21 protein-coding genes are annotated in these 24740 nt (G+C 44.8%); 8 read left to right on the top strand and 13 right to left on the bottom strand.

Going from position 1 to position 24740, the window contains the following annotated elements:
- Positions 1–37 precede the first annotated feature (37 nt).
- Entirely contained in the window at positions 38–2908 is a 2871-nt protein-coding gene (locus LU351_RS02795) for a TonB-dependent receptor (RefSeq protein WP_232592480.1), read from the bottom strand.
- A 335-nt stretch (positions 2909–3243) separates the two neighbouring features.
- Here LU351_RS02795 and LU351_RS02790 point away from each other — a divergent pair, with 335 nt between their 5' ends.
- The 3 genes from LU351_RS02790 (at position 3244) to LU351_RS02780 (ending at position 7495) form a co-directional block, all read left to right on the top strand.
- Entirely contained in the window at positions 3244–3501 is a 258-nt protein-coding gene (locus LU351_RS02790; protein ID WP_232592479.1) for a DUF3820 family protein, read from the top strand.
- A gap of 139 nt (positions 3502–3640) precedes the next feature.
- A complete protein-coding gene (locus tag LU351_RS02785; RefSeq protein ID WP_232592478.1) occupies positions 3641–4219 on the top strand; it encodes an energy transducer TonB in 579 nt (192 codons plus the stop codon).
- 390 nt (positions 4220–4609) lie between these two features.
- Positions 4610–7495, top strand: coding sequence for a TonB-dependent receptor domain-containing protein (locus LU351_RS02780; protein WP_232592477.1), 2886 nt, complete (start codon positions 4610–4612; stop codon positions 7493–7495).
- Between the two features lie 64 nt (positions 7496–7559).
- Here LU351_RS02780 and LU351_RS02775 read toward each other — a convergent pair whose 3' ends face one another.
- The 12 genes from LU351_RS02775 to LU351_RS02720 all read right to left on the bottom strand — a co-directional run bounded on the left by LU351_RS02775 (position 7560) and on the right by LU351_RS02720 (position 20076).
- Entirely contained in the window at positions 7560–8036 is a 477-nt protein-coding gene (locus tag LU351_RS02775; protein WP_232592476.1) for a hypothetical protein, read from the bottom strand.
- Positions 8037–8112: 76 nt separating this feature from the next.
- On the bottom strand, positions 8113–8859 hold the full coding sequence (locus tag LU351_RS02770) for a sulfite exporter TauE/SafE family protein (protein WP_232592475.1): 747 nt from the start codon (positions 8857–8859) through the stop codon (positions 8113–8115).
- 84 nt (positions 8860–8943) lie between these two features.
- Positions 8944–9192 (bottom strand): cbb3-type cytochrome oxidase assembly protein CcoS, encoded by a 249-nt coding sequence (gene ccoS / locus LU351_RS02765; RefSeq protein WP_232592474.1) that lies wholly within the window; start codon positions 9190–9192, stop codon positions 8944–8946.
- Positions 9193–9211: 19 nt separating this feature from the next.
- Positions 9212–11644 (bottom strand): heavy metal translocating P-type ATPase, encoded by a 2433-nt coding sequence (locus LU351_RS02760; RefSeq protein ID WP_232592473.1) that lies wholly within the window; start codon positions 11642–11644, stop codon positions 9212–9214.
- The gene (locus tag LU351_RS02755; RefSeq protein WP_232592472.1) at positions 11641–12243 is read right to left on the bottom strand and encodes a FixH family protein; all 603 of its coding nucleotides are present in this window, start codon (positions 12241–12243) and stop codon (positions 11641–11643) included. Before LU351_RS02755 ends, LU351_RS02760 begins: the two co-directional genes overlap by 4 nt.
- A 27-nt stretch (positions 12244–12270) precedes the next feature.
- Complete coding sequence (ccoG, locus tag LU351_RS02750; protein WP_416053924.1) at positions 12271–13746, bottom strand: cytochrome c oxidase accessory protein CcoG; 1476 nt, start codon at positions 13744–13746, stop codon at positions 12271–12273.
- A gap of 128 nt (positions 13747–13874) precedes the next feature.
- Entirely contained in the window at positions 13875–14783 is a 909-nt protein-coding gene (ccoP, locus tag LU351_RS02745) for a cytochrome-c oxidase, cbb3-type subunit III (RefSeq protein ID WP_232592471.1), read from the bottom strand.
- Positions 14780–15031: a cbb3-type cytochrome oxidase subunit 3 gene (locus tag LU351_RS02740; protein ID WP_232592470.1), complete on the bottom strand. Its 252-nt coding sequence runs from the start codon at positions 15029–15031 to the stop codon at positions 14780–14782. Before LU351_RS02740 ends, ccoP begins: the two co-directional genes overlap by 4 nt.
- A 14-nt stretch (positions 15032–15045) precedes the next feature.
- Entirely contained in the window at positions 15046–15657 is a 612-nt protein-coding gene (gene ccoO, locus LU351_RS02735; RefSeq protein ID WP_284285256.1) for a cytochrome-c oxidase, cbb3-type subunit II, read from the bottom strand.
- 28 nt (positions 15658–15685) lie between these two features.
- The gene (gene ccoN / locus LU351_RS02730) at positions 15686–17131 is read right to left on the bottom strand and encodes a cytochrome-c oxidase, cbb3-type subunit I (protein ID WP_232592469.1); all 1446 of its coding nucleotides are present in this window, start codon (positions 17129–17131) and stop codon (positions 15686–15688) included.
- Positions 17132–17395: 264 nt separating this feature from the next.
- The gene (locus LU351_RS02725; RefSeq protein ID WP_232592468.1) at positions 17396–18616 is read right to left on the bottom strand and encodes an argininosuccinate synthase; all 1221 of its coding nucleotides are present in this window, start codon (positions 18614–18616) and stop codon (positions 17396–17398) included.
- A 434-nt stretch (positions 18617–19050) separates the two neighbouring features.
- Positions 19051–20076: a flagellar protein MotY gene (locus LU351_RS02720; RefSeq protein WP_232592467.1), complete on the bottom strand. Its 1026-nt coding sequence runs from the start codon at positions 20074–20076 to the stop codon at positions 19051–19053.
- A 300-nt stretch (positions 20077–20376) separates the two neighbouring features.
- Here LU351_RS02720 and pyrC point away from each other — a divergent pair, with 300 nt between their 5' ends.
- The 5 genes from pyrC to bfr all read left to right on the top strand — a co-directional run bounded on the left by pyrC (position 20377) and on the right by bfr (position 24599).
- Positions 20377–21420, top strand: coding sequence for a dihydroorotase (gene pyrC / locus LU351_RS02715; RefSeq protein WP_232592466.1), 1044 nt, complete (start codon positions 20377–20379; stop codon positions 21418–21420).
- Between the two features lie 244 nt (positions 21421–21664).
- On the top strand, positions 21665–22342 hold the full coding sequence (rnt, locus tag LU351_RS02710) for a ribonuclease T (RefSeq protein WP_232592465.1): 678 nt from the start codon (positions 21665–21667) through the stop codon (positions 22340–22342).
- A gap of 473 nt (positions 22343–22815) precedes the next feature.
- Positions 22816–23025: a bacterioferritin-associated ferredoxin gene (locus LU351_RS02705; protein ID WP_232592464.1), complete on the top strand. Its 210-nt coding sequence runs from the start codon at positions 22816–22818 to the stop codon at positions 23023–23025.
- 496 nt (positions 23026–23521) lie between these two features.
- The gene (locus LU351_RS02700; protein WP_232592463.1) at positions 23522–23749 is read left to right on the top strand and encodes a hypothetical protein; all 228 of its coding nucleotides are present in this window, start codon (positions 23522–23524) and stop codon (positions 23747–23749) included.
- A gap of 373 nt (positions 23750–24122) precedes the next feature.
- Positions 24123–24599 (top strand): bacterioferritin, encoded by a 477-nt coding sequence (bfr, locus tag LU351_RS02695; protein WP_232592462.1) that lies wholly within the window; start codon positions 24123–24125, stop codon positions 24597–24599.
- Positions 24600–24740 lie beyond the last annotated feature (141 nt).

Here is a 24740-nt window from a genome sequence, read left to right as displayed (position 1 = left end):
ATTCACCACCAATGCACTCAGCTTAAAAAATGCTACATTACAGCCGGTAAGACACACCCAAAAACACTTGTCGACCAAAAAACTGAATCGTTCCCGTTTGAGATTCATCAAGAAAATACGAACGTGTTGGCTCATCGGTAAGATTATTCACTTGAAACAACAGAGTTAAACCTTCATCAAGGGCGTAAGAAGCTTGATAATCCACTACGGTTTCGCCAGAGAAAAAGACCGTTTGAGATTCAACCGCCACTTGCTCTGAAACAAAGTCATCACGGTAACGAACATTCACACGGGTTGAAAAATTCTCATAATCATAAAAGAGTGTGGCAGAAACAACATTCTTAGATAATCCTTCCAGCGGAATCGTCACATCTTCCAATCCAAATAATTCTGCGCTACCTAACTGAGTTACTTCGCTTTCGGTGTAAGAATAACTGCCAGAAAAACCCAACCCCGACCAAATACCCGGCAATTGAGTGAACGTTTGTGTATAGGCTAATTCCACCCCTCGAACATAACCCCCTTCGGCATTATTGAAAGCGGCGGTATATCTTGCCACATCTTCAACGACAATGGGGATCGCATTACCTGGGTTACCTGGTTCGGTTCCAGGAACATATCGTGGCAAATCAAAACCCACCGCAGCGTAATTAAAATCGTTTACCGTGGAGGTTTGCACAAACGAATCAATATCTTTATAAAACAACGCGGCCACAAAAGCACCGTTGCCTTCATTGAAATAACGCTCGTAGGAAAGATCTAACTGATTAGCGTAAAACGGTTCTAACGCAGGGTTATTACTACTATCAATGAAGACTTGACCATCATCACCAAAATTAATGCTGGCATTATTTAACAATCGTTCAATAGGAGGACGAGCCATTACTTTTGCTAAGGCAAATCGGACTTGATCCTGCTCGGTAATGCGATAATTTAAATTAAGAGAAGGTAAATAATCCACATAATCAATACCTGCGGTCACATAAGCGTATTGATCACGTACTGCACCATAACCATCAGCAATGGCACGGGCGCCTAAAGCGGGATCCCCACCGACATCTTGCAATCCTCTTGCTTTCTGCTCCGTTTCAACACGTCGAACTCCAATGTTACCGGAAATTGGAATCCCGACGGATTCAAAATCAAAATTCGCCATCACATAAGCGGCCAGCACATCTTCATCAACAGAGCCACTTTGAAAAAATGTCCAATCATTATTCCAATCTTTTACCGGTCGCCCCTCACCCGATGGAAGCCATAGATTCAGAGCGGCATCTACATCAATCGCTAAGTAAGATGGAAGATAATCAAATTCATTGGAAAAATTTACATCATCGGTTAACGCGTCGGTTAATGGTAATGGTCTTCGTATTGGGTCACCGCCAAATTCACTGCCATATTCATACATCGAGCGATCATTGGTGTATTGCCTTTGAGAACGACGGACACCAAATTCCATAGAAGTAAGAATACGATCATCGTCAAATTCATAATCAACATCGAATTTTAACGCCTCTACTTCATCGGTATTTTCATACGGGTAAGTACCATACTTGGTTAACATCATTTGTTGAAGATTAGTGTAATCTTGATTAAATCCCACGCTGGGTAAATTTAAATTGTTAAGCTGATAGGCAACAGACGCATCTGAAGCGGCAATAGGAATATCCGCATTAGGATCCTCAAATAGCAATGCCCAACTAACACCATTTTTAAATTCACTGTCAGCACGAGAATTTGAAACATCCGCTGAAAATGTCCACTGCCCAACATTCCATTCAGCGTTCAAACCCAAAGAGGTTAATTCATTGTAATCAGCGTCATCGTCATTCGTGGTTTGCACTAAAAAATTATTCTCGCCCTGCCGATTGAAGGTTCCGCCCGTAATATTGCCCAAGTCATTTAATCGAGGATTAAATACCTGAGACTGCTCAAGAAACTTAACGCGAAACCCACGCGCAAAACTCTCAACATCAAATACAGATCGGAAGCCATCCACTTTTACCGTAAAATTGTCCGTCGGTGCCCATTCGATGGTGGCCATGTAACCATCGCGCGCTTCTTCACCACCTTTGTGTTGTAATTCAAATCCTTCACTAACCGGTGTCTCCCCTTGACCATCATTGTCTAAATCCACTTCACCGTTATAGGCAAGACCAACAAACTGCTCGGTCACACTCGGCTGATACAACCTCGCATACCCTGCGGCAAAGCCTAAAGTATCATCGAGAAAAACACCTTGATACGAAAAACTAAAGCGATGACCAAACTCTTCTGCATCCGGCACATCACTGGCACGATCATTAAACATACCTCGTGCATTGACTTGTAATTGGTGATTATTATCACCCGAAAGGGATAACGGACTGGCCGTTTTTAATTCCACTGTTCCTGCAACACCACCTTCAATTAATGAGGCTTTCGGTGATTTATACACCTGTGCAGCAGAAATTAACTCAGACGGGTATTGCTCAAATTCGATACTACGCTTACCACTGGGCGAAACTTGTTCTCGGCCATTCAATGTAGACATCACAAACCCGCCCGACATGCCTCGAATATTAATTTCTCCCGCCTCTCCTCCTGTTCGAACGGCAGAAATACCGGGCAAGCGGGTTAATGCATCTGCCATAGAGACATCCGGCAAGCTGCCCAAATCATCAGCCGACAGCACCTCAGAAACCGTATCTGAAAATCGTTTCGTATCAATGGCATTGAGCAAACTGCGCCGATACCCCGTTACGGTCACCTCTTCAATTAATTCACGCTCTTCACTTAATTCACGCTCTGAAGGAATTGAGACACTCTGTGCGAAAACATGAGCCGCGAAAAGACTCGAAGCACCAGTAAGTAAACTGACATTGATGGCAACAATGGATACCGACAACGCTGTTTTTTTACTAAACACTGTTTTTTTACAAAACTGTGCCTTGTTATAAAAAGGAGAAAAGTCAAACGTGGTATTGTGAAGCAAGGACGTACAAATATGATTATTTTTTGTAGAACAAGGTCGTGATATGAACATGGGATCGCCTTATTTTTATAATCCTAAAACCCTCCCAATAATGTGCCGATGATAAAAAAAACATACAATGGGGTGCATACGTATTCAGATGACAAATAAGATTTTAAGCGCCACTGAATCATCGTAAGAATTCACTCAACACTCTTTCCAGAGAAGAGTGACAATAAGGTAGTCATCCAGCACAATGCACCCAATTTATCAAAGCCAAAAGATTTGCCATGAACAACACCCCAAATGATCACGACTATACCGATGCCACTCTATTTGACACAGAACTGTTAATTGAATTAGCGAATAAGGTAATGCCTTTTGGTAAATACGAAGGAAGAACATTGATCGACCTTCCAGAACCCTATGTTCTCTGGCTAATGAACCATGCTCCCCCCAAGGGTCGCTTAGGGGATTTAATGGCACTACTTCATACCGTCAAAGTAAACGGCTTGGAACCTCTTATCGAGCCACTTAGGAACACTTAAGCACTCTTCAATCGAAGTAAGCACTCTTCAATTGATGTATACATTCTTCTGATTATCCGGTAGTCGACCTCCTGTGTTGGCCCACTAATTGCCATTCAGACAGTATTCTTCCCCATTACGCCCTCTTTTGGGTAATCAAATGGGGTTAGTGACAATTATTTGGCGAAATACAGGGCAAGACGTCATGAACGAATCACTCATATGGCAGATAATCGACACCTCCGTCAAAGTGGGGTTGGGCGCGGTTATCGCAGGCTTCTTTACTTGGTTATTGGTTAGCCGACGCCAGCAAGGCCAAGAAAACCCACTGACCAACCGGCGCATGGCAATTCTTGAGTCCACCTCAGCGGACGTAGGTGCCGTTACCCATGCTTTCTCAAAATACGCCGCACTGGTCACAGAATCGATCCACTACGGAGACCGCTGGCCTACCACACGGCGAGAAGAGCTCACCGACATCAATGTTGAACTCGTGAATGAATTCAAAAAACTGGCCAATGTGCAGTCACAACTATTAATGCTGGGTGAAAAAAATATGGAAAGGGCATTACGAATCTATGCCGCCAAAATTGCCATTTTCAGAAAAGAAGTTTATGTGTGCCGAAAAGACATTACTGAAACTGAAATTCATGTATTAAAACAAGAAATAAACGACGTAAAAGAAAAATTTTACGACATTTTGAGCATGAAGTATGACCGGTTGCTTGCAGGGGGGTAACACCCCTAATTTCCTTGTCGATTATTTACTCCTTTCCTATATTGATTCTTTTTCCATTCACACCCAATTTCCACACCCAAACTCTTCGCTTAAGCACGCACCTATTACCATCGAGAAAATATACCCCCCAATTACAGATACACATTCCCTCTCAAAATTCATCAAGATAATATCAAAACCTCCAATAAATAACTTTAAAATATAAAAAATAAAAAGAAATAAATATTGGCACTCATTTCATTGCGGCGCCATCCAGTTTAATCGTTGAAGACTTGTAAGGCTTGGTGTTTTTTCTGAAAGTCGGCAATAACAACGCCAAGATAAAGCAGTTCTACCGGAGAATTTAGGGTTAGAGACGTCAACAACAATTAAATAAAAGGAATCTTTACTATGGCGACTAAAAGAAAATTAGCGTACACAATTTCTTCCATAATTGTCTCAGGGGCAATGTTATCGACACCGATGATGAGTATCGCACAAGAATCTGAACAAGAAGAAGTAATGGAAGAAATTCAGGTGACAGGTTCATTAATTAGAAGAGAAAATTTAGTTAGCACCAGTCCGGTTACACAAGTCGATGCTCAACAGTTTAAATTTCAGGGTATTACCCGTGTCGAAGATTTGTTGAATGACCAACCGGCTATTTATCCAGGTCAAACCAGTGGTCAAGCCAATGGGGCGACAGGTACTGCAACCGTCGATTTAAGAAATTTAGGCACAGAAAGAACATTAGTTTTAGTTAACAACCGTCGCCTACCCGCAGGCTCACCAGTGGCCGATGGTATTGGAGCCGATATCAACCAAATTCCAGGTGCACTGATTGAACGGGTTGATATTCTTACTGGTGGTGCATCATCCACTTATGGTTCAGATGCTGTAGCTGGTGTTGTGAACTTCATTATGAAAACAGATTTCGAAGGTATCCAAGTAGACGTACAAGCCTCTGGATACCAACACGACAATGACAATGGGATGGTACAAAGTCTTTTAGAAGAGAGCAATTTTGATTATCCAAGCGGCTCTATTAATGATGGTGACTCCTACGATATCTCTCTTGTTGGAGGAATGAATTTTGACAATGGACGCGGCAATATCACCACTTACTATACCTATCGTGATATTGAGGCAGTTCGACAAGATGATCGTGATTTCAGTACATGTGCACTAGGTGGTGTAGAGGGTAACTATTCTTGCGGAGGTTCTGCAACGACTGATAGAGGAACCTTTGGTAATTTAAATGATGTTGATTTAATGGTTGAAGGTAATCAGTTTGTTAACCGCAACGGCTATCTATTTAATTTTGCACCAGATAACTTCTTCCAACGCCCAGACGAGCGTACAACAGCAGGGCTATTTGCTAATTATGAAATTAACGACAAAGTCAAGGCCTATACAGAAATCATGTATATGTCGAATGAGTCTAACGCACAAATCGCACCATCTGGAGCATTCTTTATCACTGATACATTCTATTGCGGCAACCCATTTATGTCCGACCAGCAATATAATGCACTATGCGGCGCTCTAGAATATGGCAGAGATGAGTATTCCGACGATGGGGACATATTAATAGGCCGACGTAACGTAGAAGGTGGTGCACGAAATAATGATTTAGAACATGAATCACTTCGTACACTATTTGGATTCAAAGGCAATATAAATGAAAGTTGGAGCTATGATATTTTTGCTCAATATTCAGAAGTCGAATTCTACGAAGCCTATAACAATGATTTATCAAAAATACGTGTCAATCGTGCACTTGATGCACGACTCGATGAGAATAACAATGTGGTATGCGCTTCTACCTTAGGGCCCAACCCAGAAGACCCCGACTGTGTTGCCTGGAATATTTTCGAAGCTGGAGCGGTTACACAAGATATGCTGGAGTACCTCTACCTTGACTTAGAGGCAGAAGGGAATACCGAACTTTCCGTATTTGGTGCAACATTCTCAGGTGATCTAGGTGAATACGGCATGACATTACCCCAAGCCAATAATGGAGTTGCTGTAGCATTTGGTCTTGAATATCGAGAAGAAAGCCTAGATTACAATGCAGGCCCTGGTTATGAATCTGGTGATGGCGCAGGCCAAGGCGGCCCTCGCCCTAGTGTTGAAGGGGAATACGACGTAACGGATGTTTATTTCCAAGCGCTAATCCCCATAATGGAAGGGCAACCTTTTGCTGAAGAGTTAACATTAGATATTGGTTATCGTTTTTCAGATTATTCGACATCCATTACTACGGATACCTATAAGGTTGCTTTTGGGTGGGCGCCTAATTCCGATGTTAAAATTCGAGGCAGTTACAACCGCGCAGTTCGCCATGCCAATATTCGAGAACTATTTCGACCCCAAGCCATAAGCTTATATGACATGGACGCTGACCCATGTGGAGGCCCAACACCTCAGCGTACTTTAGAAGAATGTCGACGTACCGGCGTTACGTCTGCACAATATGGTGCTATCGCAAATAACCCCGCAGAACAATACAATGACATATCTGGAGGTGAGCCCGATTTAAAACCAGAAACGTCCGATGCTTATTCTTTTGGTATTGTTTACACACCTAGTCAATTACCAGGTCTCGATTTAACGCTCGATTATTTCGAAATAGAAGTGACTGACGCCATTGATGCACTCACGCCTCAATTTATCTTGGAGCAATGTTTAAGTTCTGGCGCACCAGAATATTGTAGCCTCGTAAACAGAGACCCAGGCAATGGCTCTCTCTGGACAGGAACTGGCTCAGTAACTGCTGTTGACCAAAATATTGGTATGTTCAGAACTGAAGGCATAGATGTTGCCATTAACTTCGATTTAGAGCTGGGTGATTTGGGTGCACTGCGCTTCACCAATACATCAACTTACATCATGGATTGGGAGAGACAGGAAGTTTCGGAGCGCCCTGTTATTGACTGTAATGGAAAATGGGGTGAAAGCTGTGAAGACCCTGTTATTGATTTTCAAAATAACTTTAGAGTTACTTGGCTAACACCAATGAATCTATCTATTAATACACAATGGCGCCACATGAGTGAAGTTGAAGACGTCTTGGATAGAGCCGATTTCGATGCACAAAATTACCTAGACCTATCAGGAATTTGGAGCATTAATGATATGGTCAGCATACGTGCGGGCATTAATAATATTACTGATAGAGAACCGCCTATCGGACCTAGCCCTGGTGCGGGGATCTTCGGCAATGGTAATACTTTCCCAGGCACCTACGATGCATTAGGTCGTTATTGGTTCTTAGGGGCTACATTTAATTTCTAATACATATTTTTAGAATATAAAAAAAGGGTTGAATTTTCAGCCCTTTTCTTTTAAATAAAATCGATTAAGCCCTAATACCATAAATACGCTGTTGTCCATCATCAGATATGGTTACCTCAACCTTTTCGTTCTCCCTCAACATCATTAAAACACGCTTCAAAGATCGATCCGTCAAACAATATGGACTCAGCAGGTTAATTAACTCACTACCCGTTTGAGGGCCTTTTTTTTCTAAGGCCTTTAACGCTATAGCAAGCGGGTCTTTTTTATTGTCAGTGCTACAGTCAACTGATGTTAATTCTGGCTTAGGTGAATGAGAAAATAGCGTTTTCGTATTGTTAAACCTATTGTTTTCCGAATTCGAATTATCACTATCTTCTCTACAATTAACACTCTGGGAACCTATTTGAGACTGGTCATCCTGAACAGAAACTTGATTCACAAGCCCACCGATTAATGACAGTAAACTATCTTCCTCAGTAGCCGTCACCTCTAGGTCAATATCCACTTGACCAATTCGACCTTTAATATGAACTGCCATTTTTATTATTGCCTAGATACGATTTTAGCATTGATTTTTTCATCACCTATCTTCGCCAACTCAATGAAAGTGTAGATTAATGGTGATGGTGGTGGTGATGCTCCATGGGTTTTTGGTCGCTCTCCATTACAGGCTCGCTATGATGCCCATGACTACCATGATGATCATGTCCACCGTGTAAATACACCAAATATAACGTCCATACGCCAAACACAATCAGCAATACACCAAATATTTTTTGCAACGCTCGACGAGAAGTCCATTGCTTTAAACGCTCAGCGAGTAGGCCACTTACAAACATGGCCGGTAAGGTGCCCAAACCAAAAGCCCCCATAACCAATGCCCCCTGAAAAACATTGGCTTGTGATGCGGCTAGTGTGAGTGTGCTGTACACCAAACCACAGGGTAACCACCCCCAAACTGCACCAAACCCTAAGGCTTTGGGAATGGAATCCACTGGCATCAAGGATTTGGATAGCGGCTGCAATCGCCCCCACAAACGCTGTCCCGCCTTTTCTAAATAGGTTAACCCCAACCACCATTGACCTAAATACAACCCCATGGCAATCATCATTACTCCGGCCAAAATACGCATAGGGGTTAAGTGTTCTTGTGCACCCACTGCGGTCAACCAACCAACCAACGCTCCCGCTATCATATAGCTAGAGATACGCCCTACGTTATAGCCCACTAAAATTAACACTCTCCACCATGGTCTTTGAGCTGGCAGAGCAAAACTTAAGGCGGCACACACACCACCACACATGGCAATACAATGACTGCTGCCTAAAAAACCAATACCTAATGCAGCCAATAACTCCATAATGTTCCTCTATTGTTTTATGAGCTCTATCGTTTCGTAAACATATTGTGCAGCACCTAAAACTTCAAAAATAATGGGCGCTGTTTAAGACGGGTGTTTCTGGTTCTGCGAACGGTTAAGCTCATTACCAGAGTCTTTGGGAAGGGAGGTGAATTCTTGATTGGAATTCAACTCTTTCGATGAGGCCACCTTAGGCTTTTCATCAAACAAAATTCGATGGGCTTCGGTATCTAAATCATCGTACTGGCCATTGTTAATGGCCCAAAACAACGCTTTCACCGCTAAAGCAACAAACACCAATGCGATAGGCACTAGGATGTATAAAATATCCATTAAATCTCCAGGGCGTCGATTAACCAGCACGCCCTAATCGTAATGCATTCAAGACAACAATCAATGAGCTTGCACTCATGCCAATCGCCGCTGCCCACGGTGGTACCCACCCTGCCGCTGCCAGTGGCAAAGCCAAACCGTTGTAGGCCAAGGCCCAGGTCAAGTTTTGCCGAATCGTGGTTTTTAACCGACTCGCAAACACCAAAGTTTCTGGTAACAGCGTTAAACGATCACTGAGTAAAATACTGTCGGCTCGAGTTTGCGCTAAGTCCGTGGCTGAATTCATCGCCACTGAGACATTGGCACCACTCAAGATAGGCACATCATTGATGCCATCCCCTACGACCATTACCTTCTTGCCTTGAGCTTGAAGCTTGCGAATTCGACGGAGCTTACCCTCTGGCTTAGCGCTTCCAGTGGCACACTCTATTCCCAATTGCTGCGCAATATACTGCACTTGATTGGAGGTATCACCACTCAATAACTCAACTGCGACATCTTGTCGCTGTAATTGGGCTACAGCCGCTTTCGCGTCTTCCCGTAATGCATCGGCAAGACACACCCAGCATCGCGCAACCCAACGATCAGGTTGTTCGCTGGTCTGTTGAGACAATAACAACCATTGACCATTACCAATTGGAGGGAGTATATCCAATGGATACTCTTCACCCCCTAACGCGTATAGCGCATGACCAAAACGATACTGCTTTCCATTGACTTCACCACTAACCCCATCACCAGTATGGACCTTCTGATCTGAAGGCGTTAAATGCCCAGCCCATGGAGAAAATGCTGTCGCGATAGGGTGACTAGAACCCGATTCTAAAGCCGCTATGAGCCTCAAGTATTCGTCTTTTTCTTCATCATGAAGTGGCTGGCCTACCAGGTCACATGCAGACACAACCGTGGGCTTACCCACGGTCAAGGTACCGGTTTTATCGAAAACAACCGTATCGATAGAATCTAAGCCCTCCAATATCTGGCCTTGCGTCACCAAGAAACCTTTAGAACGGAGCTTCCCTACTGCTGCAGTCAGCGCAGCCGGTGTCGCTAAAGATAAAGCACAGGGGCAAGTCACCACCAAAATGGACAAGACAATCCAAAAGGCATCTTCTGGTTGGGTAAGCCACCAATAGCCGCCAACAAACGCCGCAATTACAAGCACCCCGGCCACGAAAACACCGGCTAATCGATCCGCAACGGCCACCTGTCGAGGTTTATGTTGCGCAGCATTTTCCACTAAACGCTCAATGGCCGACAACTTCGTCTCATGGCCTGTTGCAGTCACCTCAACCGTTAAAGGAGCATCACGATTAATAGTACCGGCAATCACGTTGTCCCCCACTTGCTTTTTAACCGGCGCGGCCTCTCCGGTTAAAATAGATTCCTCTAGAGAAGACTCACCAGACACCACCCGGCCATCACAAGGCACAGTATCGCCAACCGCAATCTTTACCCAATCCTTCACTTGTAATGCTTTACGGGGAACCGTTTCTTCCTGCTCTCCCATCACCCTTGTCGCCACCATTGGCAATAGCTGAGCTAACCGGCTTAATAAATGCCCATTGCGATGACGAGCCCGCATTTCCAGAAATCGCCCCAATAACAGGAAAAATGTAAACATCGACACGGAGTCGAAATACACCTCCCCCGTATCAGTGACGGTTGCCCAACAACTCGCAAGATAAGCTCCACCGATGGCCATGGAAACAGGCACATCCATCACCAATTGACGTTGTTTTATGGCTCGCCATGCGGCCTCAAAAAAAGGGCGTGCTGCATAAAGCACCACAGGCGTGGCAAGAAGAAAGCTGATCCAACGTAAATACAGTTGCCATTGCTCTGCTGCACCGGTGTATAACCCCACTGACACCATGCCTACCTGCATCATGCCAAAACCGGCAACCCCCAAACGCATCAACGCTTGCCGATGATCCTTTTGCCGCAAACGATCAGCTTCTCGCTCAGTAGCTGGTCGAACTTGGTAACCCACTTCTGCAACAGCCGCCATCACCTTGCTCAACGAGACTTGATCTAATAACCAAGACACACTTAATTTGGCAGACGTTGCGTTTACACGGGCACGCTCAACTCCATTTACCTGACCTAAATGGTGCTCAATCAGCCATACACATGCAGCACACGTCATCCCCTCAACCAGCAATTGTGCCGTCGCAAGGTTATTCTCAACACTGACAAATTCCTCCTGCATAGCGGGCAAATCATAGACCGCATATTCAATAGCATTGTCAGAAGGTTTTTTATTGCGCTGAGAGCGGAATTGATAGAACTGATCCAAACCATGGGAATGAATAGACTGGGCAACGGCTTGGCAACCGGGGCAACAAAAGTCTTGCTGCTCTCCGGAAATTTCCGCACGAAAAGGGCTACCGTTCGGCACTGGCAATCCACAGTGGTAGCACCCTGCAGATTGCTGTGTATCAACGGTCATCGAGGCGCGAGTTGAACCTGTTGTGACTTGGAAAAATCAATTTCGCCACTGATATGCCATGGCTTAAAAGAGTGAAACTCAAGAGAGTTGAACTGGGGAGAATTGGACTGGGGAGAGCGGGACTGGGGAATATTGCCAGAAGCCGCCATAGCGGGTTTAAGCTGCAAAGGCTCCAAACGCAGATACCAACGATAGCGAATGGGCTTTTCCAAATCAGCTCGGTAGTAACCCGGCGCAACGTTATTGAGCAACAGCACCATGTCTTGATCAGCACTCACCGGGTGGTCTAAATACAGTTGTAACTTTTTCGGTAACGGCTCACTCGTCGCACTCTGAGTCAGCGTTAAATTGACATCCCCCAATTCCATATCAAAACGAAGGTCGCCTATAATGCCCAGCTCAGCTGCACGTTTATCCTGTTCCAAACTTTGATTAATCATTCGGCCTTCTTTGTAGTAACTATCTGTCACCACATCATCGCCATGCCGAAACGCCGTAGACACCATAATCACACCTAAAATGACGGCTGCAATTAAAGGGAACAAAATGAACCACGCCCAAAACTCTTGGTACCATGGCTTAGAAGTTGAGTCGGTCAAAAGTTACTCCAGTATTCAAATCAAACATTACTTTCCCGGCCCGATAAACGTACTCGTGTGCTCCACCGTAATACTCTCATCCTCTTCAGCCGTCACGCGCAAGATCACGTCGTATTTGGTTTTAGCGCCCAACTCGTCTCGAGAGGCACTCACCCGTATTGGCACCGTAAATATTTCACCCTCTTCCAAATAAATCGGGCGATGGCTAACTGAGAATTCTATCTCCCCCAAGGCTTCAATGCGATAAGTGTGCTCGGCTCGATCTGTATTGCTGATTTGCACGGTGTACACATTCACAATGTTTTGCGCCTGTACGCGATACATCGACGCTCCACGGTCTCGGAAAACATCTACTTTTAAGGGCTCCCTCACAGAAAGTGCATAGAGGAACGCCACGATCATTGCCAATACGGCAAAGACGTAACCAAATAAGCGAGGCCGGAGAAAATGCGTGTGCCCAGTTTTAAGGGCATCTTCAGACGTAAAGCGAATCAACCCTTTCGGGTAATTCATTTTTTCCATCACACTGTCGCAAGCATCTACGCACAAACCACAATTGATGCACTCGTATTGCAACCCATCCCGAATATCGATGTCCACCGGGCAAACCTGAACACACCACGAACAATCAATACAATCGCCCTTTCCTTGAGCCTTGTAATCTTCTTTGGGTTTACGAGGACCACGGGTTTCACCTCTGGCCGCATCATAATGCACGGCAATAGTGTCTTCATCGTACATCACTGATTGGAAACGCGCATAAGGGCACATGTATTTGCACACTTGCTCACGTAACCAGCCCGCATTCATGTACGTCATGCCAGTGAAAAAGAAAGTCCAAAAGGCCGTCGCTGGATGTGAGCCCCAACTTACAAAGCCAGAGTCAGAAATAACTGGAAGAAACCCCGTTAAAAGCTCACGTACCGGAACAAAATAACCAATAAAAGTTACACCGGTGATAAACGAAATCAGCAACCATAAACCGTGTTTACCACTCTTACGAACAAACTTTTCAAAACTCCAAGCTTGTTTATCCAATTTAATGCGCTTATTACGATCGCCTTCACAGAGTCGCTCAGCCCACATAAACATCAGTGTCCACACGGTTTGTGGGCAAGTAAAGCCACACCAAACCCGTCCAACTAACACCGTCACAGCAAACAACGCAAACGCTGCAATAATCAGCAGCCAAGCCAAAAAAATGCCATCTTGTGGGGTAAAGGTTTGCCATAGGATATGAAACTGCCGTGTATCAAGATCGAACAACATGGCAGGCCTGCCATCAATCATCAACCACGGCATCAATACAAAACCAATCAGCAAAGGCAAGCCCGTGTAACGGCGGATATTTTGGTAAAAGCCAGTGATCTTACGGATGTAAACTTTGCCACTGGATTCATATAAATGAACGTATCTCACACCACCGGCAGGTTCATCCCTATTTTTAGGCGAGTTTTCGATGACGTCTGGCGTAATTTCTTTGACAGGAATTTTATCAACCACGGATACACCTCACTGCCGATACGGAAATGAAAAAAGGTACTGATTCAGAAGACATGGGTGGCTCAATATTGTGAACCGCAGGAGAACAACAGCCTTAAAAATCAAGGCTGTTGTAGTAAAGGGCTTGCTTACTTCGACTCAGGAGCGTCCAGAGACAAACTGTAAACGTAAGCGGTAAGTAAGTGAATTTTATCTTCACGAAGTTTGTCAGCCTGGGAAGGCATCATACCATTACGGCCACTACGAAGGGTTTGCCGGATTTCCGCAGGATCGCCACCGTACAACCAGATATCATCGGTCAAGTTAGGCGCTCCCATGGCAACCAATCCTTTTGCATCTGCCCCATGACAAGTTGCACAATTTTGCGCAAAGATTTCCTTACCTTTTGTCACCATGTTGTCATCCTCAGCACGACCAGACAGACTCAACACAAACTGAGCCACCTCGGCAATTTTCTCTTCACCAAGAATATCACCCCACGCCGGCATTGCGGCTTGACGCCCATTAATCAGCGTAGTTTTGATCGCTTCAGGTGTGCCACCGTAAATCCAATCATGATCGGTTAAATTTGGAAAACCAAACGCACCGCCACCGTCGGCACCATGACAAACCGCACAGTTATTCGCAAACAGACGTGTGCCCATTTTCATCGCTTTAGGATCTTGAGCCAGCTCTTCAATCGGCATTTGAATATACTTGCCGAAGGTCTTTTCATAACTCTCTTGCGCTTTGGCCTGGTCATTGGCCAGTTCGCCAGTCGATGTCCAACCCAAGAAGCCTTTATAACTTCCCAAACCTGGATAAGCTGCAAGATAAATAATTGAAAATACAAACGTGGCCAAGAACATCATAAACCACCACCTCGGCAGTGGGTTATCGTATTCTTCAATCCCATCGTACACGTGACCTGTAGTACGATTCTCTGGATCATCTTCATCACTGACGGCCACTTTGCGGTTGGCCATTAATACCCAGAAAAGTAACGCCAGGTTGATCACCGTGAGAATGATGATCCACAAACTCCAAAACGTGCTCATTGTTGTTTTTCCTGCCTTTTCTCGCCATCGTCAGGCTGAGCGATGGCTGACTGTGAATCTTGTGCCTCTGTAGGGGCAGTTTTCGAATCATCCCGTTGAATCGTCGATGAAGGCTCATCCGCAAACGGGAGATTCGCGTCATCCTCAAAACGCTGTTTACGTCTGGGTGAAAAAGCCCACCAGCATACGCCAGCAAAGGCAATCATCACCAGTATGGTCGACAAACCGCGCAGAGTATTTAAATCCATCGTAACCTCAAGCCTTATCGTTTCTGCTTGAGTAAAATGCCGAGCTGTTGCAAGTACGCCACTAACGCATCAATCTCGGTGACGCCTTTTACAGCTTCTTGTGCCCCGGCAATATCCTCATCGGTGTAAGGAACACCTACCGAGCGTAACGCCGCCATTTTGGCACCGGTGTGCTTACCATCTAAAACGTTATCGAATAGCCATGGGAACGCCGGCATATTGGATTCAGGTACAACGTTACGTGGGTTATACAAATGCGCCTTATGCCAGTCATCGGAGTAACGCCCCCCTACACGAGCCAAATCTGGGCCGGTACGCTTTGAGCCCCATAGAAATGGATGATCGTAAACGGACTCACCAGCAACAGAGTAATGACCATAACGCTCAACTTCTGCACGAAGAGGGCGAACCATTTGGGTATGACACACATGGCAGCCTTCGCGGATATAAATATCACGGCCTTCCAATTCAACCGCATCCCAAGGCTCTAAACCTTCGATAGGTTCGGTGGTTTCTTTGAGAAAGAATTGCGGAACAATTTCGACCAAGCCACCAAAGCTGATGGCGACGATGGTTAAAATCACCATTAAGCCGATATTCTTCTCGACAATATCATGGTTTTTCACTACTGCTTCTCCTTAATCGTCTATTCAGCTATGCGGCTTGTGGCGCAGCAGCAGACTCTTCTTCGGAGCGCTCGCTGGCAACAGTACGGTAAGTGTTGTAGGCCATAATCAGCATACCGGCGACAAAGAACGCACCGCCGATTACCCGAACCACATAACCGGGCTCGCTTGCCACTACAGATTGGATAAAGCTGTAGGTTAGCGTGCCATCTTCGTTAAAGGCTCTCCACATCATGCCTTGAGTAATCCCATTCACCCACATTGCGGCGATGTACAAAACAGTACCAACGGTGGCCAACCAGAAATGAATATTAATGAGCTTAACGCTCCACATTTCTTTGCGACCAGTAAGAACCGGCAGAAGATGATAAATCGAACCAATAGAGATCATTGCAACCCAACCCAAAGCACCAGAATGAACGTGACCGATTGTCCAATCAGTATCATGAGATAGCGCATTCACAGTTTTGATCGCCATCATTGGGCCTTCAAAGGTCGACATTCCGTAGAACGAAAGTGATACCACCAAGAAGCGCAATGTTGGGTCAGTACGCAATTTATGCCAAGCGCCCGATAGCGTCATAATACCGTTAATCATCCCACCCCAAGACGGCGCAAGAAGAATCAACGACATCACCATGCCTAAGCTCTGAGCCCAATCTGGCAAGGCCGAGTAATGAAGGTGGTGAGAGCCGGCCCAAATGTAAAGAGAGATCAATGCCCAAAAATGAACAATAGATAGTTGATAAGAGTAAACCGGACGACCCGCCTGCTTAGGTACGAAGTAATACATCATGCCCAAGAAGCCCGCCGTGAGGAAAAACCCTACGGCATTATGACCGTACCACCATTGCACCATGGCATCCATGGCACCAGCATAAGCAGAATAGGACTTGGTTAGGGTAACAGGAACAGCCGCACTATTAACAACGTGCAGCATGGCAACGGTGACGATAAAAGCCCCATAAAACCAGTTCGCCACATAGATATGAGAGGTTTTACGCTTGGCAATGGTACCGAAAAACACAACCGCGTAAGAAACCCATACCAGCGTAATCAAGATATCAATGGGCCACTCAAGCTCCGCGTACTCCTTAGAGGATGTCATCCCTTGTGGCAAGGTGATGGCGGCCAACACGATAACCGCTTGCCACCCCCAAAAGGTGAAAGGTACTAGAAAGCCCCCAAACAGTTTAGTTTGGCAGGTTCGCTGAACTACATAATAAGAGGTGGCAAATAACGCACACCCACCGAATGCAAAAATCACCGCATTCGTATGCAGAGGTCTTAAGCGCCCGAAGTGAGTGAAAGGCTGAACCAAATCATTCAAGCTTGGCCAAACCAACTGGGCGGCGATAAACACGCCCATGCCCATACCAAACACGCCCCAGACAACGGCCATGATGGCAAATTGACGAACGACCTTATAGTCGTATGTCTGCTGTTCTCCAACAGCTGCCGAGTGACTACCCATAGTGACTATCCCAATACCAGTATGTTGTGGAAAAGTTAATGTAAAAACGTTCGGCTCATGCACGCAAAAAAACGAGTGGATTGTGGCGCATGTATATGACTAGCTTATTGATAAGAGTCAAACCGGTGAAAATTGATAAGTGTTACGTCAAAAAGGGGCTTGTTCTCGCCCCCTTTTTCGTTGATCGCGCCACTTCCTTTGACTAAAAAACCTAATTACCAACCCGTCATCCACTTTCTTAGAAAACGAACACTACGTTTAAGCTCAAAGTAAATTGCGACCTTTATTCGCAGCGATGCGCATACGTAGGGCATTTAATTTGATAAACCCTTCCGCATCTTTTTGATCATAAGCACCAGCATCATCTTCAAACGTGGCAATTTTTTCGTCAAATAGACTATCGTCGGATTGGCGCCCAACAACACTCACGCTGCCTTTATATAATTTTACGCGAACCTTGCCGTTCACCACGCATTGAGATTCATCAATCGCCGTTTGCAACATTTTTCGCTCAGGGCTCCACCAATAACCGTTGTAAATCATTTCAGCATACTTCGGCATTAAGGAATCTTTTAGGTGTGCCACTTCACGATCAAGCGTGATAGATTCAATCGCTCGATGGGCCTTCAAAATAATGCTGCCCCCTGGGGTTTCATAACAACCACGGGATTTCATACCCACATAGCGGTTTTCAACAATATCCAATCGGCCAACACCATTAGCGCCACCTACTTTATTGAGCGTTTCCAAAACGGTAGCAGGGCTCATTGCCTCATCATTAATAGCAACCACATCACCTCGCTCAAAAGTCAGCTCCAAATAAGTCGCCTCATCGGGTGCGGATTCCGGAGAAACACTCCAACGCCACATATCTTCTTCCGCCTCAGCCCATGGGTCTTCTAAAATGCCGCCCTCATAGGAAATATGCAAAAGATTAGCATCCATCGAGTAAGGGGATTTTTTCTTACCACCAGAAAAATCCACCGGAATATTGTGTTCTTCACAATAGGCCATTAATTTTTCACGCGAATTAAGATCCCATTCTCTCCAAGGTGCAATCACTTTCACACCCGGCTTTAGAGCATAAGCACCCAACTCAAAACGGACTTGATCATTACCTTTACCGGTTGCCCCATGCGCAATCGCATCAGCTCCCGTTTCGTTGGCAATTTCAATCATACGTTTGGTAATCAATGGACGAGCAATGGAAGTGCCGAGTAAATACTCACCTTCATAAATGGTGTTCGCACGGAACATGGGGAAGACGAAATCACGAACAAATTCTTCGCGTAAATCATCAATGTAGATTTCTTCGATACCTAAGGCTTTAGCTTTAGCTCGAGCTGGCTCAACTTCTTCGCCTTGGCCAATATCGGCGGTAAATGTCACTACTTCGCATCGGTAAGTTTCTTGTAACCATTTTGCAATCACAGAAGTATCAAGACCGCCTGAATAGGCAAGAACCACTTTTTTTACCGATGACATACATGACCCTCACGGTTTACTTGCTTTTCACAAGCATCAAAAATAAAACAACCCGAATTTTCAGCGGCGCGAATTGTAGCTTTTATTACGCCTAATTCCCAGACATTACCTGTCATTGTGATGTCACAAAAGCACTGAGCGTTGACATATAACCAGCGACACGCGCCAAAAAGAGCAAAAAACAATCAAACAGCAATTCTGCAATAACTCACTTTTACTTTGAGAATGATTTTGACTGTACGGGGCACATCATCAATGTTCAAAGAATAGTCACTTCTTTGAATTGTGACACGATAAATTCCACCTTCCCCAATAAAGCCTCTGAAGCAGCGGACTGCAAAGAAGAGAACAAGATTAGAAATCTGAAGGAGAAAATACAGGCGATTCGTTGAATAAATCAGCGAGAGAAAATAAAAGTTCGTAACACAGAAACGCTATGGGCTTGGCATACCCGCCTTATCGCTTACTCCAGGAAGCATGTTACCAGTGCTCTTATTTTCTTTTTCAGGGCTTAACAACTTCAAAGGTTCCAGAGGCTCCTTAGTTAATCGAATAGTTACCCTTCTGTTTTTGGCTCTGCCTTTGCGATGACTATTGACCGCAATAGGGTAACGCTCACCATGCCATCGCGTTTGAATGGATTCTGGATTAACACCTGCCGCTGTCAAATACGTCTTCACGGCATTGGCTCTACGTTCAGCGAGATCAAGATTATCTACCCGTGTGCCGACACTATCGGTATGGCCATCCAAATAAAAAGATTGGACAGAAGGATCAGCATCCACATAGGTAACAATATTATCAAGCTTCCTCTTTTCTGTGGGCATCAATTCAACGCCATCTGAACCAAAATAAATAGCGGTACGCTCGATTTGATCAAAATTTACCGGCAGTAAACTGGCGAGACAATCGATATATTTTCGATAGGCACCACGAAAGTTAACGGTCGAGACCTCCACTAATACTGAGCTTCTTTCATCAAACCAGGGCCGACGCCTTAATTCAATGTGATTACCCACATACAACTCTTGCATTAATTTATGCGATAAGGCGTTACCCAGTACAATGGGCTCAGGGCCTTGTAACACATCTACATACCCTAGGTTTTGGTCTTCTTCCTCAGGCTTCCACAGCGGGCTTGTTGCCTTCACCTGTGCCCGCCCCGTTTTCATATGCTGTATATGGGAATCCAAAATAAACTGTAACTGCTCTCCGGCACGGTGATAAAACACCGCTCGGCCATAGTCTGGAATGGGCTGGGATAAACTGCATTCAAAAATAGACGCCTCAACCAACCACTCAGTGTCTTCAATAGGCGGGGTATAGGGAATGCCCATAGCGGTACGCGGGATTACCAAAAGTGGAATTACCCAAAGTAACAACGCAACAATACAACCGACATAACGCCAAGGTGAAATCCATTGTATTGAGTGGCAATTTAACCCATACGTGAAAAACAAGAATACGCCTGCCAAGTTGCTTACCTTTACCGTGTTGAACAATGCCTCTTCATTACCGTAGAAGAAAGCTACATAAACGATAACCCTACGCACTACAATCGTAGAGACTCGTCTCTTTCAGTTACAATTATCGGCATAGATCAACTGTGCTTTAGGTAGGATTTTCGATAGCATAGCGCCGCCAAAATACAGCTTTTTTGGCCCCCATAATTTCAACTCAGCGATTTAAGAAACGCTTTTCGAAACGATGCCGTTTTCGGAACGAATAACACGCTCGCAATGACTTAGGGTAACTGTTTAATGACCACCCCCCAAACCCTCACCTTGACCAGACCTGATGATTGGCATATTCACTTGCGCGACAATGACGCTCTGAGCCTGACTGTGCCAGATGCGGCAAACACCTTTGCCAGGGCCATTATCATGCCGAACCTTGTTCCTCCAGTGACCACCGCAGAACATGCCCTTGCCTATCGAGCACGCATTGAATCGGCTATTCCCCCTGGGGCTAACTTTGAGCCATTGATGGTGTTGTATCTCACTGATAACACGTCAGCAGAAGATATCGCAGCCGCCAAAGCAGCCGGTGTCATTGCCTGTAAACTCTACCCAGCCGGCGCCACCACCAATTCGGACTCCGGTGTCACTGATATTAAAAAGATCTACACAACACTGGAGGCCATGCAAAAGCACGACGTCAAGCTTTTAATGCACGGAGAAGTCACTCACAGTGACATTGATATTTTCGACCGAGAAAAGATTTTTATTGATCGAACACTGCGCCATTTGGTGAAGGATTTTCCCGAACTGGCAATGGTACTTGAGCACATCACCACAAAAGATGCCGCAGAGTTTGTTGAAAGCGCCACTTCCAAACTCGGTGCCACCATCACAGCACACCACCTACTCTACAATCGCAACCATATGCTCGTCGGGGGGATTAGGCCGCACTACTATTGCTTGCCAATACTGAAGAGAAATATTCACCAGGAAGCGCTTTTGAAAGCCGCCACCGGTGGCAGTACAAAATTTTTCTTAGGCACCGATTCTGCCCCTCACCCCACTCACGCTAAAGAAAGTGCCTGTGGCTGCGCAGGTTGTTACACCGCTTATGCCGCATTGGAAATGTACGCTGAAGCCTTCGAGTCTATGAATGCTCTGGATAAGCTGGAAGGCTTTGCCAGTTTTCACGGCCCAGATTTTTACGGCTTACCCAGAAATAACGACACCGTCACTTTGGTAAAAGAACCATGGACCGCCCCTGATAGCCTTCCTTTGGGGACGTCAACGCTATCCCCTTTACGAGCCGGAGAAACATTACCGTGGAAGCTTGTAAGAAATTAGCCGCGAAAAACGGCGGTCTATATTTAGCAACTTGTACAAATAGTACTTGTACAAATAGTACCTTTTACAATCTACGAATAACCTATCGTCTTGCATAATGGCAGTAGAGCCTTTCATAATGTAAAGATCATTAAGAGCAGTGTTTGAGTGTTAAGCACTGTTCCTTAAGATGTTAAGGCTATTTAATCAAAGATCGTTTATCTCAATACTATTTCCCTCAAGATACATCAGTTAAGGAATCCACGTGACTGAGTCACCTCCTGAAACAAAATCACCCCTCGCGCTACGATTTAGAGGGTTTTTACCTGTTATTGTCGATGTCGAAACCGGAGGCTTTGACAGTCGTCGCGACGCACTGCTTGAAATCGCAGCCGTCACACTCACCATGGACGACGATGGTACTCTACGCCGGGAAGAAACGTTCGATTTTCACATTGATCCTTTCGAGGGGGCAAATATCGAGCAATCTGCCTTAGACTTCACCGGTATTGACCTAGAAAACCCGAACCGACCTGCTGAACCTGAAATCATCGCTATCCCGGAGCTGTTTAAGCCGATTCGCAAAGCGATCAAAACCCATGGTTGCACACGAGCGGTTATTGTGGGCCATAATGCGCACTTTGATCTTGGGTTTGTGAATGCAGCCGCCCAACGGGTAGATGCAAAACGTAACCCCTTCCACCCTTTTTCGTGTTTCGATACCGCAACGCTTTCAGGATTAGCACTGGGGCAAACCGTACTGGCCAAAGCCTGTTCCACCGCAGGTATTCCGTTCAGTAATCGAGAGGCACATTCTGCCGCTTATGATGCAGAAAAAACCGCAGATCTATTTTGTTATATTGTCAATCGGTGGAGGGATTTAGGGGGGTGGCCACTACCGGAATCCGAAATTGATGAGGAAAACGACAACGATTCACCCTGAAGATAAAACCAGCTCGCCACGTCCTCTATAGACAGCCTGCTAATAATCAATATTGCCGTTGCCCAATAGCTTCTGAGCAACGGCGACCTATTTATCTCACTCCCCTCGATTCCTGCCGCACAGTACTACTGACATCTAGTACTACTGACACCTAATACTACTTGCACCTGGTACTACTTCGAGCTTGCTTTAACCTACCTACTCTAATGACCCCAAAGCATTAATATTATTTAACTCGGTCTATTATTGAACAAAACTATGAGGAAGCAAAAAGTATTAACAAAATACAAATAAAAACAATTCTCATCGATAGTTGACAATGATTCTCATTGATTTATCATTCTCATTAGGGTTAATGAGCAAAGGAATGGATAACCGCCTGTAGAGAAAACTGACTAAAGAAATACCCTTTTCAATAACCCGGTATTTCAACGATTAGATGTATTTGATGATTAATAGAGTGTGATAGTGCAATGTATGTATGTATCTGTAAGGGAATCACTGACACCCAAATTCGCGAAGCCGTGTGTGGTGGTGCAAGTAACCTGAAAAAAGTACGCCAGCAGTTAGGGGCCATGACTCAGTGCGGAAAATGCGCAATGATGACTCGCGATATCGTTGAACAAACATTGGCTGATAAAGCTCTCTCAAGTGGCGAGCCCAATTTCTATTCAGCGGCTTAACTTAAAGGCCTTCCTTTTTTACCGATCTTAATTCCAATTGATCGCTATGAAGGCCACCCACTTCTAATCCCTTGTGTAATTCGCCTCCTTTCTGGCCGTATCCTCTAGACACAGTACCCTCTAGATATAGACGGTTTTTATCCGCCCCTCTTTCTCCACTGCCTCTACTACTTTTTCAAGACTTACCCTCTCTGCTTTTCTCCCGAGCAAGTGATTTGAAGATCAGTCGCTATTACAAAATACCGCCTTAGTTAACCACCCTATCAAGCTGGACTGACTCAGCGTAAACCAATCTCAGCGTAAACCAATCTCAGCGTAAACCAATCATTTCGACAGCGTGATCTTCTAGCCCCACAAGGTGTGAAATAAATTGTATTAGGCGCCACTACAATTCACGCTTTTGAACTTTCGTATAACGATGTGAAATATTTACTTATCTTTTCAACACAAAATGGGCAGCATAACTAAAAATACAACAACCAATAACGAGTTCTCCATGCCTGCATCGCACGTCACTTCTGTCAAATATCAATGCCTTGCCTGTGGCTACAAAGGCTTACAAACCGCACAAGGTAAATGTCCAGCCTGCAACTCCGCATACATTTCTTCAGTCCGCAAGCCCAGCAGTAAACAACTCAACGATGGCCGATCCTGGCGTACTTATACGCTTGCTGCACTTTGCCTTTATTTAGTCATGGCTATTGGGTATGAGTGGCTTTTTTAAACCACTCACCATCTACTCAATATTCGCACACTACGCTTTATTACTCTATTGGTTTATTCTCATACAAAAAGTGTGTAACGGCACTTTTTTAATCTCTCCTGAAAAATTCATTATTTCTTCATACAATTGTATTTCTTCATACCACTCTCTTTGTACAAGTTACCTTTATTATTACAATAAAAACTTCATCATTATAATGATCCCAGTGGTTTTCCCTTTTGACTCTTTCTTTGATAAACGAATTAATAAACCTTCGTATTTAGATTTAAATTTCTTTTAAAATCAATAACTTACCTTGACAAAATAAAACACCAAGTCCAAAATTCACTCGATTATTTAACCTCTGATCACATCCCTACTGGAGAGAAAAGCAATGAAAGGCGACGCTAAAGTTATTCATTATCTAAACAAAGCGCTTTATAACGAGCTCGTGGCCATTAACCAATACTTCTTGCACTCTCGCATGTATAAAGATTGGGGGCTAAAAGAGTTAGCAGAAAAGGAATATGAAGAATCCATTGATGAAATGAAACACGCTGATAAATTAATTGAGCGTATTTTATTTTTGGAAGGTATTCCAAACCTTCAAGATCTCGGCAAGCTCATGATTGGCGAAAATACGAAGGAAATGCTTGAATGCGACTTGAAGCTAGAGCTTATTGCCATTCCCGAGCTTCGCGAAGCCATTCAGTATTGCGAGTCCGTGCAGGATTACGTCTCCAGAGATTTATTTGAATCCATTTTAGAGGACGAAGAAGAGCATGTAGACTGGCTTGAAACACAACTTGGTCTTATTGATAAAGTGGGCTTGGAAAACTACTTACAATCCGCCATGGGTGAAATTGACTAAGTTGCAGTAACTTAGTTGCAGTGACCAAGTCCCGGCTTCTCTCTATACACCTGCAGTAATTGCAAGCATCTGAGACTGTAAATAGCTGCTGCGCAATTGCTGTGGGGCAATTTGTCGAACTCTTCACCTCCAGCACAGACC

Origin of the sequence: Marinibactrum halimedae (assembly GCF_021234875.1) — a bacterium.
GTDB classification, from domain to species: Bacteria; Pseudomonadota; Gammaproteobacteria; order Pseudomonadales; family Cellvibrionaceae; genus Marinibactrum; species Marinibactrum halimedae.
This window is presented reverse-complemented; position numbering and strand designations above follow the sequence as displayed.

Bases quoted from the DNA above. Each gene is read 5' to 3' on its own strand.
- LU351_RS02790 (WP_232592479.1), top strand. From the start codon at position 3,244: ATGAACAACACCCCAAATGATCACGACTATACCGATGCCACTCTATTT.
- LU351_RS02785 (WP_232592478.1), top strand. From the start codon at position 3,641: ATGGGGTTAGTGACAATTATTTGGCGAAATACAGGGCAAGACGTCATG.
- LU351_RS02780 (WP_232592477.1), top strand. From the start codon at position 4,610: ATGGCGACTAAAAGAAAATTAGCGTACACAATTTCTTCCATAATTGTC.
- LU351_RS02775 (WP_232592476.1), bottom strand. From the start codon at position 8,036: ATGGCAGTTCATATTAAAGGTCGAATTGGTCAAGTGGATATTGACCTA.
- LU351_RS02770 (WP_232592475.1), bottom strand. From the start codon at position 8,859: ATGGAGTTATTGGCTGCATTAGGTATTGGTTTTTTAGGCAGCAGTCAT.
- ccoS (WP_232592474.1), bottom strand. From the start codon at position 9,192: ATGGATATTTTATACATCCTAGTGCCTATCGCATTGGTGTTTGTTGCT.
- LU351_RS02760 (WP_232592473.1), bottom strand. From the start codon at position 11,644: ATGACCGTTGATACACAGCAATCTGCAGGGTGCTACCACTGTGGATTG.
- ccoP (WP_232592471.1), bottom strand. From the start codon at position 14,783: ATGAGCACGTTTTGGAGTTTGTGGATCATCATTCTCACGGTGATCAAC.
- LU351_RS02740 (WP_232592470.1), bottom strand. From the start codon at position 15,031: ATGGATTTAAATACTCTGCGCGGTTTGTCGACCATACTGGTGATGATT.
- ccoN (WP_232592469.1), bottom strand. From the start codon at position 17,131: ATGGGTAGTCACTCGGCAGCTGTTGGAGAACAGCAGACATACGACTAT.
- LU351_RS02725 (WP_232592468.1), bottom strand. From the start codon at position 18,616: ATGTCATCGGTAAAAAAAGTGGTTCTTGCCTATTCAGGCGGTCTTGAT.
- pyrC (WP_232592466.1), top strand. From the start codon at position 20,377: ATGACCACCCCCCAAACCCTCACCTTGACCAGACCTGATGATTGGCAT.
- LU351_RS02705 (WP_232592464.1), top strand. From the start codon at position 22,816: ATGTATGTATGTATCTGTAAGGGAATCACTGACACCCAAATTCGCGAA.
- LU351_RS02700 (WP_232592463.1), top strand. From the start codon at position 23,522: ATGCCTGCATCGCACGTCACTTCTGTCAAATATCAATGCCTTGCCTGT.
- bfr (WP_232592462.1), top strand. From the start codon at position 24,123: ATGAAAGGCGACGCTAAAGTTATTCATTATCTAAACAAAGCGCTTTAT.